Annotated in this window: 13 protein-coding genes and 5 pseudogenes; 9 read left to right on the top strand and 9 right to left on the bottom strand. The window is 69.7% G+C overall.

The window, feature by feature from the left end:
• Positions 1-673: 673 nt before the first annotated feature.
• From ACY8FT_RS09395 to ACY8FT_RS09380, 4 genes and pseudogenes are all read left to right on the top strand, one after another.
• Positions 674-1,342, top strand: a pseudogene (locus tag ACY8FT_RS09395) (Mu transposase domain-containing protein); the annotation flags it as partial.
• The gene (locus ACY8FT_RS09390) at positions 1,270-1,920 is read left to right on the top strand and encodes a DsbA family protein (protein WP_041290966.1); all 651 of its coding nucleotides are present in this window, start codon (positions 1,270-1,272) and stop codon (positions 1,918-1,920) included. The pseudogene ACY8FT_RS09395 and the gene ACY8FT_RS09390, both read left to right, overlap by 73 nt.
• A 46-nt stretch (positions 1,921-1,966) precedes the next feature.
• Positions 1,967-2,518, top strand: a complete 552-nt coding sequence (locus ACY8FT_RS09385) for a vitamin K epoxide reductase family protein (RefSeq protein WP_015780466.1) — start codon at positions 1,967-1,969, stop codon at positions 2,516-2,518.
• A gap of 49 nt (positions 2,519-2,567) precedes the next feature.
• Entirely contained in the window at positions 2,568-2,996 is a 429-nt protein-coding gene (locus tag ACY8FT_RS09380; protein WP_462418650.1) for an ArsR/SmtB family transcription factor, read from the top strand.
• Between the two features lie 235 nt (positions 2,997-3,231).
• Here the strand turns inward: ACY8FT_RS09380 and ACY8FT_RS09375 are convergent.
• The 4 genes and pseudogenes from ACY8FT_RS09375 to ACY8FT_RS09360 form a co-directional block, all read right to left on the bottom strand.
• A pseudogene (locus ACY8FT_RS09375) lies at positions 3,232-3,453 on the bottom strand (IS21-like element helper ATPase IstB); the annotation flags it as partial.
• On the bottom strand, positions 3,450-4,451 hold the full coding sequence (locus tag ACY8FT_RS09370; protein ID WP_015780456.1) for a Mu transposase domain-containing protein: 1,002 nt from the start codon (positions 4,449-4,451) through the stop codon (positions 3,450-3,452). The pseudogene ACY8FT_RS09375 and the gene ACY8FT_RS09370, both read right to left, overlap by 4 nt.
• 68 nt (positions 4,452-4,519) lie before the next feature.
• Positions 4,520-4,777: pseudogene (locus ACY8FT_RS09365) on the bottom strand (helix-turn-helix domain-containing protein); the annotation flags it as partial.
• The gene (locus tag ACY8FT_RS09360; RefSeq protein WP_010534181.1) at positions 4,662-5,258 is read right to left on the bottom strand and encodes a recombinase family protein; all 597 of its coding nucleotides are present in this window, start codon (positions 5,256-5,258) and stop codon (positions 4,662-4,664) included. The gene ACY8FT_RS09360 and the pseudogene ACY8FT_RS09365, both read right to left, overlap by 116 nt.
• A 193-nt stretch (positions 5,259-5,451) precedes the next feature.
• Between ACY8FT_RS09360 and cmtR the strand changes: the two genes are divergently transcribed.
• Entirely contained in the window at positions 5,452-5,811 is a 360-nt protein-coding gene (gene cmtR, locus ACY8FT_RS09355; RefSeq protein WP_006590980.1) for a Cd(II)/Pb(II)-sensing metalloregulatory transcriptional regulator CmtR, read from the top strand.
• Complete coding sequence (locus ACY8FT_RS09350; RefSeq protein ID WP_015780454.1) at positions 5,808-6,410, top strand: cadmium resistance transporter; 603 nt, start codon at positions 5,808-5,810, stop codon at positions 6,408-6,410. The genes cmtR and ACY8FT_RS09350 overlap by 4 nt, the downstream gene beginning before the upstream one ends.
• 49 nt (positions 6,411-6,459) lie before the next feature.
• On the opposite strand, the gene ACY8FT_RS09345 is transcribed toward ACY8FT_RS09350, so the two are convergent.
• Both ACY8FT_RS09345 and ACY8FT_RS09340 read right to left on the bottom strand, forming a co-directional pair.
• Entirely contained in the window at positions 6,460-6,861 is a 402-nt protein-coding gene (locus ACY8FT_RS09345) for a hypothetical protein (RefSeq protein ID WP_115306703.1), read from the bottom strand.
• A 189-nt stretch (positions 6,862-7,050) separates the two neighbouring features.
• Positions 7,051-7,506 (bottom strand): hypothetical protein, encoded by a 456-nt coding sequence (locus ACY8FT_RS09340; RefSeq protein WP_143827390.1) that lies wholly within the window; start codon positions 7,504-7,506, stop codon positions 7,051-7,053.
• Positions 7,507-7,725: 219 nt separating this feature from the next.
• Between ACY8FT_RS09340 and ACY8FT_RS09335 the strand changes: the two genes are divergently transcribed.
• The 3 genes and pseudogenes from ACY8FT_RS09335 to ACY8FT_RS09325 all read left to right on the top strand — a co-directional run.
• Positions 7,726-8,103: a hypothetical protein gene (locus ACY8FT_RS09335; RefSeq protein WP_404375289.1), complete on the top strand. Its 378-nt coding sequence runs from the start codon at positions 7,726-7,728 to the stop codon at positions 8,101-8,103.
• Positions 8,078-8,569, top strand: a complete 492-nt coding sequence (locus ACY8FT_RS09330; protein WP_462418649.1) for a hypothetical protein — start codon at positions 8,078-8,080, stop codon at positions 8,567-8,569. Before ACY8FT_RS09335 ends, ACY8FT_RS09330 begins: the two co-directional genes overlap by 26 nt.
• Positions 8,570-8,864: 295 nt before the next feature.
• Positions 8,865-9,602 (top strand): annotated as a pseudogene (locus tag ACY8FT_RS09325) (ISL3 family transposase); the annotation flags it as partial.
• Here ACY8FT_RS09325 and ACY8FT_RS09320 read toward each other — a convergent pair.
• The 3 genes and pseudogenes from ACY8FT_RS09320 to merA all read right to left on the bottom strand — a co-directional run.
• A pseudogene (locus tag ACY8FT_RS09320) lies at positions 9,590-10,780 on the bottom strand (ISL3 family transposase); the annotation flags it as partial. The pseudogenes ACY8FT_RS09325 and ACY8FT_RS09320 sit on opposite strands and share 13 nt — an antisense overlap.
• Before the next feature lie 57 nt (positions 10,781-10,837).
• The gene (locus tag ACY8FT_RS09315) at positions 10,838-11,107 is read right to left on the bottom strand and encodes a hypothetical protein (protein WP_462418648.1); all 270 of its coding nucleotides are present in this window, start codon (positions 11,105-11,107) and stop codon (positions 10,838-10,840) included.
• Between the two features lie 20 nt (positions 11,108-11,127).
• Entirely contained in the window at positions 11,128-12,552 is a 1,425-nt protein-coding gene (merA, locus tag ACY8FT_RS09310) for a mercury(II) reductase (protein ID WP_462418647.1), read from the bottom strand.
• Positions 12,553-12,618 lie beyond the last annotated feature (66 nt).

Below are 12,618 nucleotides of genomic sequence, written 5' to 3'. Positions count from 1 at the left end.
GGTGGCCTACCGGACGCTGCACCGGTTCGCCACCGAGCGGTGCGGCTACCGGGCCAGGGAGACCACGGTCCGCGTGGACGACGGCGAGCCGGGCGTGGAGCTGCAGGTCGACTTCGGCCACATGGGCTACCTGGTCGACCCGGCCGACGGGCGGCGCCGCAAGGTGCACGCGCTGATCTTCACCGCGGTGGTCTCCCGGCACATGTTCGTCTGGTTGACCTACTCACAGACGCTGACCGCGGTCATCGCGGGTTGTGAGGCCGCGTGGGGCCTTCTTCGGTGGCGTGTTCAAGGTCCTGGTCCCGGACAACCTCAAGCCGGTCGTGACCGACGCCGACGCGGTCAACCCGCGCCTGTCCACCGGCTGGCTGGACTACGCCCAGCACGCCGGGTTCGTCACCGACCCCGCGAGGGTCCGCTCGCCCAAGGACAAACCCAGGGTCGAGCGGGCGGTGCAGTTCGTGCGCGGCAACTTCTGGGCCGGGGAGCACTTCAGCGACCTGGTCGACGCGCAGGCCCGTGCCGAGCAGTGGTGCTCGGTGCGTGCCGGGATGCGGATCCACGGCACGATCCAGGCGCGTCCGGTGGAGGTGTTCACCCGGGTCGAGGCCCCGGTGCTGCTGCCGGTGCCGCAACCGTATGACCAGCCGGTCTTCACCCGGGTCAGGTCCACCGCGACTACCACGTCGAGGTCGCCAGGGCGCTGTACTCGGTGCCCGAGGCCCACCTGGGCCAGTACCTGGACGCTCGCGCCGACCGTGAGCTCGTCAAGCTCTACACCAGCGGGTCCGGCGGCGGGCGCCTGGTCAAGACCCACCCCCGCCAGGCACCCGGGCGGCGGTCCACGGACCGGGCGGACCTGCCCGAGCACAGGGCCGGGTATGCCCTACGGGACCTGACCGCGCTGATCGCCACCTGCGCCTCGCACGGCCCGAGCATCGGCATCCACGCCGAGCGGCTGCTGGACGAGCCGCTGCCCTGGACCCGGATGCGCGCGGTGTACCGGCTCCTGGGGCTGGTCCGCCGCTACGGGGCCGACCCGGTGGAGGCCGCGTGCTCACGCTCACTCGACCTGGACGTGGTCAGCGTGACCAAGATCGCCAACATGCTGCAGCGCGCCACCGAGCACGCCGCTCCGGTGCTGCCCGCCGCCGCCGGCTCGGCGGTGCTGGTCAGGTCCTTGTCAGGGTTACCGCCTAGGGTCCTTGGCTGGGTGCCGGAGGCACCCTCGGCCGTGCCCCTGGTCGGTGTCTGTTCGTGGGAGTGTCCGTGCGGAACGTGGTTGTCTCTGGAGTGTTGCTCGTCCTCTTCGCCGTGGTGGTGGGTGTCGCGGTCGTGGTGACCAAGCCGTCGACGGAGCCCGGTGGTGCGCAGGCTGCTGGTGCGAGCAGCTCGGTGGTGCGGCAGGACAGTCATGTCCTGGACGAAGCCGGTGAGGGGGCGCCGGTGCTCGTGGAGTTCCTGGACTTCGAGTGCGAGGCGTGCCTGGCGGCGTACCCGTTGGTGGAGCAGGTGCGAAAGGAGTACGCCGGGGAGTTGACGTTCGTGGTCCGCTACTTCCCGATCGATGGGCATGCCAACTCGATGAACGCTGCTGTCGCGGTCGAGGCGGCGGCCCAGCAGGGCAGGTTCGAGGACATGTACGAGCGGATGTACCAGACCCAGCCCGAGTGGGGCGAGCAGCAGGAGTCCAAGGCGCCGCTGTTCCGCCAGTTCGCCCAGGAGCTGGGGCTGGACATAGAGGCCTACGACGCCGCGGTCGCCGACCCGGCCACGCAGCAACGGGTGGAACAGGACCGCCAGGACGGGATGGCGCTGGGCGTGCAGGGCACCCCGACGTTCTTCCTGGACGGGGAGCCGATGCAGCTGACCTCTGCGGAGGACTTCCGCGCCCAGATCGATGCAGCCGTCAACGACTGAGCCGCACCCGGCCAGCGGGGCGTCGCCGCCGCCGGCTGGACCGTCCATGCCGGCGGTCGCGTGGGTGCTGCTGGTGTGCGGGTCGGTCGGCCTGTCGGCGGCGTTCGTGCTGCTGGTCGAGAAGTTCCGGCTGGTCGCCGACCCGGCCTACGTGCCCAGCTGCAGCATCAGCCCCCTGCTCAGCTGCGGTTCGGTGATGAGCACCGCCCAGGCGGAGGTGTTCGGGTTCCCCAACCCAGTCATGGGCGTGGCCGGGTTCGCCGCGCTCGTCACGGTCGCGGTGACCCTGCTGGCCGGTGCACGGCTGCCGTCCTGGTACTGGATCGGCCTGACGGTCGGCACAGGACTGGGGACGGTTTTCGTGCACTGGCTCATCTTCCAGAGCCTGTACCGCATCGGTGCGCTGTGCCCGTACTGCATGGTGGTCTGGGTGGTGACGGTGAGCGCGCTGGTCGCGGTCCTGGCCCGCTGGTCGCGCGCAGGAGCGCTGCCGCCCTGGGTCGGCGGCTACGCAAGCACGATCGTCGTGGCCTGGGTCCTGGTCATCGCCGCGCTGATCGCCATCCGCTTCTGGGACTACTGGGTCACCCTCTTGTAGGTTGGCCGGCTACCGAGGCAACGTGGGTGGCGAGGATTAACATCTACGTATGTCGATGACAACGAAGGTCCCGAGCGACCGCGAAGGTCCGGGGCGCGATGGGGTGTTGGCCCTGGCGGCTGCGTTGTTCCACGGTTTGTCGGACCCGTCCCGGTTGGCGATCCTGCAGCACCTGAGCCTGGGCGAGCACCGGGTGCGTGACCTCACGGAACACCTGGGGCTGGCGCAGTCGACGGTGAGCGCGCACCTGGCGTGCCTGCGGGACTGCGGCCTGGTGGTGTCCCGGCCGCAGGGTCGGGCCTCGATGTTCTCGCTGACCAGTGCCCCCGAACTGCTGGGCGTGCTGGACGCCGCGGAGCGGCTGCTCGCCACCTCGGGGTACGCCGTGGCGCTGTGCCCGAACTACGGCATCGGCACCGAGGGCACCCTGGCCCCGGAGCAACTGCGCAGGCACACCGGTCAGGAGACGGGAGCGTGACCCGCGAGAGACGACGGCGGTACTGGCGCGGGGTAAGCCCCGGCGCGCTGGTCCGGTGGTGACGATCAGCACCGCGGCGAATGCCCTTGAGGCCGTCGTGTTCCTGCCGCTCGACGCGTGCCTCGGGCGGCCAGTTGCGAGGTTCGGTGAGGTCTGGCGGAATCCCGCGCGAGGTCTGGTACCTGGCGGTCGAGTGCGTGGAGGCCTCGGTCGAGCAGTTCATGCATGTCTGGCCACCGGCGGCGCGGGTGCGCAACCGGGCGCCGGAGGCGTTGCGGGCGGCGACCTCACGTTCCAGGACTGCGGCCAGGTAGTCCTCGTGGGTCCATCCGGTGTCGCGGGCGTGGTCGGCCAGGCGGGCGGCGGACTCGGTGATCCGCGGCGCCTTCAACGCCGCGGCCAGGTGGGTGATCTGCTTCAGCGACTCGGTGCCGGCGGAGGTCGGCTTGCGGCTCATCGCGACTCCAGCTCGCCGGCGTCGATCCCGAACGCCTTGTCGTAGTCGGCCAGGTCCCGGACCAGGTCGTCGGCCTCGGGACGGGACCTGGGGTGCTGGTAGGCGTGCCGCAGCCCGGCCGCGGCGGTGACGTGGGCGGGGTCGGTGATCGTCATGCTCCGGGCCCAGCGGCGCGGGTGCTCAGCCACCAGCTGACCCCCGTGACGGACCCGCACGACGTCGAGGTCGGCGGCAACGTCGACCCGGGCCCCGATCGCGCGCGGGTGCACGGAGTAGTCGTTGGTGTCGACGCGCACGTAGTAGTCCCGGCCCAGGCGGACGTGGTTGCGCCAGCCCAGGTGCAGCACCGCCGGCGGCAACGCCAGCATCGCCTCCTTGTCCGCTGCCAGCAGCTCGGTCGGGCGGGCTTTGATCGTGCGCACCGTCCGGGCGTTCGCGGTGGACAGCCAGTCGGTGAACTGGGCGTTGAAGTCGCCCGGAGAGGCGAAGTGGCGCCCGGGCATGAAGGAGGTCTCGAAGAAGCGGTTGCGACGCTCGACGATACCCTTGGACTCGGGGTCCCGCGGTGGTAGCAGCACCACCTTCGTGGCCAGCGTCCCGGCGAACACCGCGACCGGCTCGGTCAGCTTGCCGCGTCCGATGCCGGGCTCGTTGTCCCAGATCAGCCGGCGAGGTACCCGACCCAGCTGGTCCAGCAGCTCCCACGTGCCCAGGAGCAGGTCCGGTGTCTTGCGGGTCGGGATCATCCGCCCGAGCGTGAACCGGGAGTACCCGCACGTCATGACCAGCACCGGCAGCAGGGTGCGCGAGCCGTCCTCGAGCAGGATCTTGCGAGGCGGGAACCACAGGTCGCGCTGAGCCACGTCCCCGGCCGTCCAGGTGAGCCGGTCGGCCGGGTCGATCGGGCGGTGATCGACCCGGAGACGGTTGACGTTGTCACGGAACCAGCGGATCGAGCCGGTCCACCCGACCCGTTCGGCCAGCACCGTCGCGGGCATGTCCGGCGTCTCCTCGAGGAGTTCCGGGAGCCGGCGTCCGCCCGTGAGGCTGTCTCCAGTCCGGCGTAGCCGTCGGCGCGGTAGCGGGCGTGCCAGCGCTCCAGGGTCCGCAGCCCTACATCGGTCTCGCGAGCTAAGCGCGCGAGGGGCACCTGGTCCTCGACGTGGAGCCTGAGGATTCGCCACCGCGCTCGAGCGTCCACGACGCACCTACTGCAAGGCGTTCTCGCGCCCGCGCTCGGCGCGCTGAAGGGCGCGGTAGACCGTGGAGCGGCCCACGCTGAACAGCTCGGCCAGCTCGCCCACGGTGTGCTCGTCGGCAGCATGTAGCTGGACGAGGTGAGCTTCTTGCCGGGGGGTGAGTTTCGGTGACTTCCCGCGCAGCCGGCCCTTGGCCTTGGCGACCTTCATCCCCTCGCGGGTGCGGGCACGGATGAGGTCGGCTTCGAACTCGGCGACCATCGCCAACACGTTGAACAACAGTTTCCCCATCGGGTCGGTCGGGTCGTACACCGATCCGGCGATGCTCAGCTTCACTTCCCGCGCCGCGAGGTCGTCGGCGATCTGGTGGGCGTCACGGACTGAACGCGCCAGCCGATCGAGCTTGGTGACCACGAACGTATCGCCGTCCCGACAGGCAGCCAGCGCCTGCCGCAGGCCCTCACGGTCGGCGTTGCGGCCCGTGAGCCCGTGATCGACGTAGATGCGCTTGGGATCGACGCCGAACGCCGCGAGTCCGTCACGCTGCGCGGTCAGGTCCTGCTCGTCGGTGGAGACTCGGGCATAGCCGACCTTCAAGGGGGACATGCTCCCCAGTGTGTCATATAGCCCCCCTTCACCGGACAGTTCACCGGACGGGTCTTACGGGACAGCCCGCCAGGCGTGCCGTCGTTCCTCTCGATAAGTAGCGGTGGTGTCCGGTGAGGGTTCCCCTTACGGGCATGCGATCTGGGCTGACGCCTGTGACCGAGTGTTCAGTGCGCGCTGTATAGTTCAGTCCATGCTGACTATTGCTTCGCGTCTCGACGTGATGAACCGCCTGGGTCGTGCACTGGCCGACCCCACTCGATCCCGGATCATCTTGACCCTGCTCGACCATCCCGCTTACCCAGCGGAACTGGCCCGAGATCTGGACCTGACACGCCCGAACGTGTCCAACCACCTGGCATGCCTGCGCGATTGCGGGATCGTCGTCTCCGAGCCCGAGGGGCGTCGGACACGATATGAGATCGCCGATTCGCACCTGGCGCAGGCGCTGACGGCACTGGTCGATGCCACCCTGGCAGTGGACGAAGACGCCCCGTGCATCGATCCCGCCTGCTCGCTTCCCGGATGCGACGCAGCTGGGGAGGGCGCATGACCCTCACCTCGGTCTTGCAGGCGATGGGCCTGTTCGCAGCGACCAACATCGACGACATCATCGTGCTCTCCCTCTTCTTCGCGCGAGGGGCAGGCCAGCGCGGCACTACCGCCCGCATTCTGGCCGGCCAGTACCTCGGATTCGCCGGCATCCTCGGTGCCGCGGTCCTGGTGACCATCGGTGCCGGAGCATTCCTGCCCTCGGCAGCCATCCCGTACTTCGGTCTCATCCCTCTGGGCCTCGGCCTCTGGGCCGCATGGCAGGCCTGGCGCGGAGACGATGACGACGATGACGACGAGGCCAAGGTTGCCGGCAAGAAGGTCGGCGTGTGGACAGTCGCAGGCGTCACCCTTGCCAACGGCGGCGACAACATCGGCGTCTACACCCCTGTCTTCCTCAGCGTGGAACCTCTCGCAGTAGTCGCCTACTGCATCGTCTTCCTCGCGCTCGTCGCGGTCCTGGTGGCCCTGGCAAAGTTCGTCGCCACCCGCCCCCCGATCGCCGAAGTGCTCGAACGCTGGGAGCACATCCTCTTCCCCATCGTTCTCATCGGCCTCGGCATCGTGATCCTCGTCAGCGGCGGAGCCTTCGGACTCTGACGTAGCGGCAGCGATCCAAACGGCCCCGACTGGGCGCACCCCTCTCGGTTCAGACCGCGACACCTACCTGCAGCCAGTCCTGCGTGATCGCGGCAACAAGACCGCCACGGAGCGCTGCAAAAACCCCGCCACCAAGCGAACGAAGCCACACCGTGCCGACGACTCGTGTTCCCTGTAGCGCCGCGATGACAACCGGAACTGCTCTGCGAACGTGGGAGGCGCCCTTTGCGCTGAGGATGGCCAGGTTGTGGTGCACCGTTGAGCCGCGGGGGTCATACAGGTCCCCGTTTCGGTCGGTCATGCCCACTGGCCTCAGGAGGTCAGTGGCTTCCAGGCGCAGGTCGTCCTCGTGGTGGCCCAGGCGGCGGACGGTGAACTCGTCGCCCACTCGTCGGGTCTCCACGAGGGCCGCGCTGCGGCGCTGGAGCTTGCTTCGACGTGCCTTGCCCATGGTTCTCCTTACTGTCTGGCCGTCTGCTGTTCAGACGTGGCAAGGGCAGTAGAGCGCGGACGCGGCCTCGGGTGAGGTGCGTCGTCCACAGGCCATCAGGGCTCGGTGGCGTTGGGCTTGCGCAGGTGGACGCAAACGCCGACGTAACGGCTGCGCGGCTGGTCACCGGATGAGGGCCCTCGTGCCGTGTCAGAGGCGGTCGCCCCGGCGCCGAGCGAGCCGCTCCCAGCGCCGTTCATAGGCCACGACGGCGGAGCTCAGCTGGGTGTGGATGAGGCGTAGGTCGGCCTCATCGAGGCGATCGGTTGACAGGGTCCAGGACAACTTTTGCAGCACCTGCGCCCACTCGGCGCCCGTCTTCGGCCGGTCTATGACGGGAACCTGGACGATCTTCTCCACGATCTTCTCGCCCCGGTAGACCTCCACCGTCTGCTGTACGACGTCGACCGCTGCTCGCTCCGACTCGGCTGCCTTCTTGTGCTGCCACGCCCGCTGACGGCACGCGGCGGAGCACCACTTCGGCACGCGTCCGCGGCGTGGAACGTCCACCGCTTCGCCGCACCATCCACACGTCACCTGCTGCCCGGGGAGGCGGCGGCCGGGGCGGTTGGGGACGTTGATGTTGTCGCCAGTTCGGCTGGTCATCGGGACGAGATTCCTGTCTGTGGGACACCGGTAAGTACACGTTACAACGATAAACGGCGCCGTGGATGCAAGAGGTGTGTGGCACTTGGTGGGGTGGTTTTGTGATCGGCTGACGGCCGGGAGCGGTGGCTGGTGTGCGCGGCGGGGTGTCCGTGGAGGGGGTGCGCGGGCACTTATGGGGGTGTCAGGCGGTATCTCGAGCAGTGGAAGGGGTCGGTGATGACGGTTCAGTCGGTGCGACAGGAGGCGCGTCGGGCGGCGCGGGAGGCGCAGGCCGAGCGGCGTCGTGAGCGGATGCGTAAGGAGAAGCGATGCGAGGACCTGGCGGTGGAGCTGGCGGCGGCGCTGGCCGAGCGGGATCGGCTGGTGCGGCGGCAGGAGGTGAAGGCGGCGGCGGCGGTGTTGGCGCTGGTCGATGACGAGGGGTTGAAGGTGCCGGAGGTGATCGAGCTGACCGGTGGCCTGGTGGCCGGCAAGGAGGTGAGCAGGCTGCGGCGGCTGGGAGCGGAGTCGCAGGACCAGGGCGAGTCGGCCACAGATGCGGACGACGAGGCATGGCAGGCTGACGGGGATGGCTCTGTCACAGCGGGGTCGTGAGGCGCTGAGCGCGGCGCTCAACGACGAGGACGTGCTGCAGCGCTATGCAGCGAAGGTCGTCACGGTGCCTGGCTCCGGGTGCTGGTGGTGGACTGGTGCGGTCTCCGGGCGCGGGCACGGCCGGTTCTGGACGGGTGGCGGCAAGGTGGTCATCGCGCACCGTTTCGCCTGGGCGATGACCTGGGGAGTGGATTCCCTGGGCGAGGTCTCGGTGTTAGGGCACCGGTGCGACAACCCGCTGTGCCAGCGCGTGGGGCCGGATCACGTCGTGAAGTCATCGCCGACGGAGAACCGCAGGGAGTGGGCCGCTCGCCGGAACTTGGCCGGCGGCGCCCTGGGCGACCCGCGGGGCTCCCGCCAGCGGGCGGTGGAGCTGCGCGACCTGGCCAGGGTTGATCCCGCCCGGGTGGCAGCACATCTGCGAGGGCAGAAGTTGGTCTGCGGCGAGCAGTCGGGTCTGTTCTAGTCGCCCCCTGCGGGATCTCATCCGCTCGGGGTGTCCGTGGTTGATGACCTGTCGAACTTGTAGGGGATAACAGGGCAGGAATCGCTCCTGACGACACGACTGGTGTCCTTGTTCCACGATGTCCGCGGCGGGAGTCCTCCCGGACTTGTGGGGGTGAAGAAGTCCCCAGGGTCCGAAGGGAACGTGGCTCTTCACAGATGACGGTGTAGAGGGCGCTGGCGCGTCGGTCCCGGGGTAGGCGTCGAGGTCTTCCGAAGATGGGGGTTCCTACGCCACCCACCGGGAAGACCTCGACGTGCCCGACGCTACCTTCACGCGCCCCGACCTGACTACCTTCGCCGGCCTGGACGACCTCGGCCTGGAGGTCACCGGCCAACGGCTCGAACCTGATCGTGCGGTGCTCGCCTGCCGAGTCGTCGAGCCGGGCGACTGGTGCCGCCGGTGTGGCTGCCAGGGCGTTGCGCGGGACACCGTGACCAGGGAACTGGCGCACGAGCCGTTTGGATGGCGCTCGACCACGCTGCTGCTCACCGTGCGCCGGTACCGGTGCCCCGAGTGCGGCCACGTATGGCGTCAGGACACCACCGCCGCTGCCGAGCCGCGGGCGAAGATCTCCCGCGCCGGCCTGCGGTGGGGCCTGGTCGCGATCGTGATCGGGCACCTGTCGATGGCCCGCGTCGCCGAGGGGCTCGCGGTCTCGTGGAACACCGCCAACGACGCCGTCCTGGCCGAAGGTCAACGGCTGCTGATCGACCGCCCGTCCCGCTTGGACGGGGTGAACGCGGTCGGGGTCGACGAGCACGTGTGGCGGCACACCAGGAAGGGCGACAAGTACGTCACCGTCATCATCGACCTCACCCCGGTCCGGGAAGGTACCGGGCCCTCCCGCCTGCTGGACGTGGTCGAGGGCCGCAGCAAGAAGGCGTTCAAGGACTGGCTCGCGCAGCGGGACCAGGCCTGGCGCGACGGGATCGAGGTCGTCGCCATGGACGGGTTCGCCGGGTTCAAGACCGCCACCACCGAGGAACTGCCGGGCCGGTCGAAGTAGGCGAGCACGTCGGCGGCGCGCTTGGCCAGGGTCCGGCCCAGCGTGGTGAGCTCGACCAGTGGCTGCGGGATGCCGGCGCCCAGGTCTGTGATCAGTTTGTCCATCAACTCCCGGCCCTGGCGCCGGTCCTGGTGGCGGTAGGCGGCGATCATGCGCTGGTAGATCCCCCAGGTCGCCTCGACCTCGAGGTGTTCCTCTGCCGCGAAGAGCGCGTGCAGGCGGTCGTTCTGCTTGTCGGTGAGCAGGTCCGCGCCGGTGTGCAGGGTTCGGCGGGCCTTGTAGAGCGGGTCGTCCTTGAATCCTCGGTGGCCGTGGATCATGAGCTGGACCCGGCGTCGGCACGCATCCCGGGCGTCGCCGGCCAGTCGAACGACGTGGAAGGGGTCCATCACCGCGACCGCGTCGGGGACCTCCTCGGCGGCGGCGGTCTTGAAGCCGGTGAACCCGTCCATCGCGACCACCTCGACCCTGTCGCGCCAGGGCTGGTCGCGGTCGGCCAGCCAGGTCTTGAACACGGCCTTGGAGCGGCCTTCGACCATGTCCAGTAGCCGGGCCGGGCCAGTGCCGTCGCGAACCGGGGTGAGGTCGATGATCACGGTCACGTACTTGTCGCCCTTGCGGGTGTGGCGCCACACGTGCTCGTCTACGCCGAGGACACGCACCGAGTCGAACCGGGCTGGGTCATCGATCAAGACCCGCTTGCCCTCGGCCAGGACCGCGTCGTTCGCGGTGTTCCAGGCAACACCGAGGCCTTCGGCGACGCGAGACATCGTCAAGTGCCCGACCACGATCCCTTCGAGTGCCCACCGCAGCCCGGCCCGGGAGATCTTCGCTCGTGGTTCGGCCGCGGCGGTGGTGTCCTGCCGCCACACATGACCGCACCCGGCGCACCGGTACCGGCGGATCGTGACCAACAGAGTCGTGGGGCGCCAGCCCAGCGGTTCATGGGCCAGTTCCCGGGTCACGGTGTCACGCGGGACACCCTGACAACCGCACCGCCGGCACCACTGGTCCGGCTCCACGACCCGGCAGGCCAGCACGGCACGGTCGGGTTCGAGCCGTTGGCCCACTGCTTCCAGGCCGAGCACGTCCAGACGGCAGAAGGCAGTCAGGTCAGGGTGGTCGAACAAATCAGCGCGGCCACCGACGGTAGCGTCGTACATGTCGAGGTCTTTCGAGATGGGCGTGTAGGAACCTCCATCCTCGGAAGACCTCGACCCCTACCCCCACACCGACGCGCCACCCGACCGCGCGACATGCCCTACACCCTCATCTATGAAGAGCCCGATTCGGCCCTGGTCGTCGTACTCGGTGTCCTGCATCGCGGCCAGTCCGAGCCGTACCTCGTCGATCGTGCGGCCCGCAGCCACGGACAGCTGTTGGACGGTGACGGGGTCACCGTCGGCGAGCAGCCGCAGCAGCGGGATGAGCAGGCCGGTCTCTCCCAGTCGGCTGAGCCGCTCGGGCAGTTGCATGCTGAGGTCAGACATCGTGGGTTCCTCCAGTTCGTTCACGCGCAGCACGACAGGAGCGACGGGTCGGTGGTGAAGGCCTTGGCGGCGATCCGGATGCCCTCGGCCATGGTCAGGTAGGGGGCCCAGGCGTCGGCGACCTCGGCGACCGTCTTGCCGAGCACGTGGACCCCGGCGGCGGCGAGCTCGCCGGCGTCCTTGGCGACGGCGGTGATGCCGAGGATCTTCCCGGTGTCGGCGTCCACGACGATCTTGACGAAGCCGCGGGTGTCGCGGTTGACCAGTGCGCGGGGCACGTGGTGCAGGGGCAGGACGCGGCAGTCGCAGCGGATCCCGGCGGCGACGACGTCCTTCTCGGTCATCCCGACCGCGCCGATCGCCGGGCCGGTGAACGTCACCCTCGGCAGTCGGGCGTAGTCCACGGCCCGATCGGCGTCGGCGATCGCGTTCTCGGCGACGAGGGTGCCGTGGTGGGCGGCGACGTAGACGAACTCGGGGTGGCCGGTCACGTCGCCCGCGGCCCAGATCCGCGGGTGGGAGGACTGCATCCGGTCGGAGACGACCACCTCGCCGAGGTCCCCGGTCTTGACCCCGACCCTGTCGAGGCCGAGCCCATCGGTGGCCGGTCGTCGTCCGAGGGCGACGAGCACCTGGTCGGCGCGGAACTCCTCCCGGCCGCCGGCGACGTCCGCGGTGACGACGGCCTGCCCGGTCGCGGCGTCGCGGGACACCCGCGTCGGCAGCGCGCGGCGGACCACCCGGATGCCCTCGTCGGCGAACACCTCCTGCAGCGTCCTGGACACCTCCGGCTCCTCCTTCGACGCGAGCCGGGACCGGACCAGCACGGTGACCTGGGAGCCGAGCCGGGCGAACAGCTGCGCCTGCTCCAGGGCGACGTAGCCGCCGCCGAGCACGAGCAGGGACTCAGGGAGTTCGGTCAGCTCCATCGCCGTGGTCGAGGTCAGGTACCCGGTCTGGTCCAGGCCGTCGATCGGCGGGGCCCACGGCCGAGAGCCGGTCGCGACCAGGTAGTGCCCGGCCTCGATCGTCTCGGTGCTCCCGTCGTCCCCGGCGACCTGGAGGACCGGTGCGTCGGGGGTGCCGGCGAACGCGGCGTCGCCGCGGCGGACGGCCCACCCGTAGGAGTCGGCGACGTCGGCGTACTTCTCGCCCCGCAGCGACTCGACCAGCGCCTGCTTCCCGGCGATCAGGGCGGGCATGTCCACTGGCCCCGCCGTCGTCGCGATCCCCGGGAACCGGTCGGCGGCGTCGGCCGCGGAGTGCCGTGCGTCGGCCGCGGCGATCAGGGCCTTCGACGGCACGCAGCCGGTGTTCACGCAGGTGCCACCGAGCGTCCCGCGCTCGATCATCACCACCGACTTGCCGAGCGTGGTCGCGCGGATCGCGGCGGCGAACGCACCACCGCCCGATCCGATGATGGCGAGGTCGTACTTCGTGGGCATCGCAGCTCCCGTCACTTGGGTTTCTCTTCTTTCTCGGCCATACTGGACCTTCCAGTGCAGGGGAAG

The organism is Kytococcus sp. Marseille-QA3725, from assembly GCF_054950055.1.
This window is presented reverse-complemented; position numbering and strand designations above follow the sequence as displayed.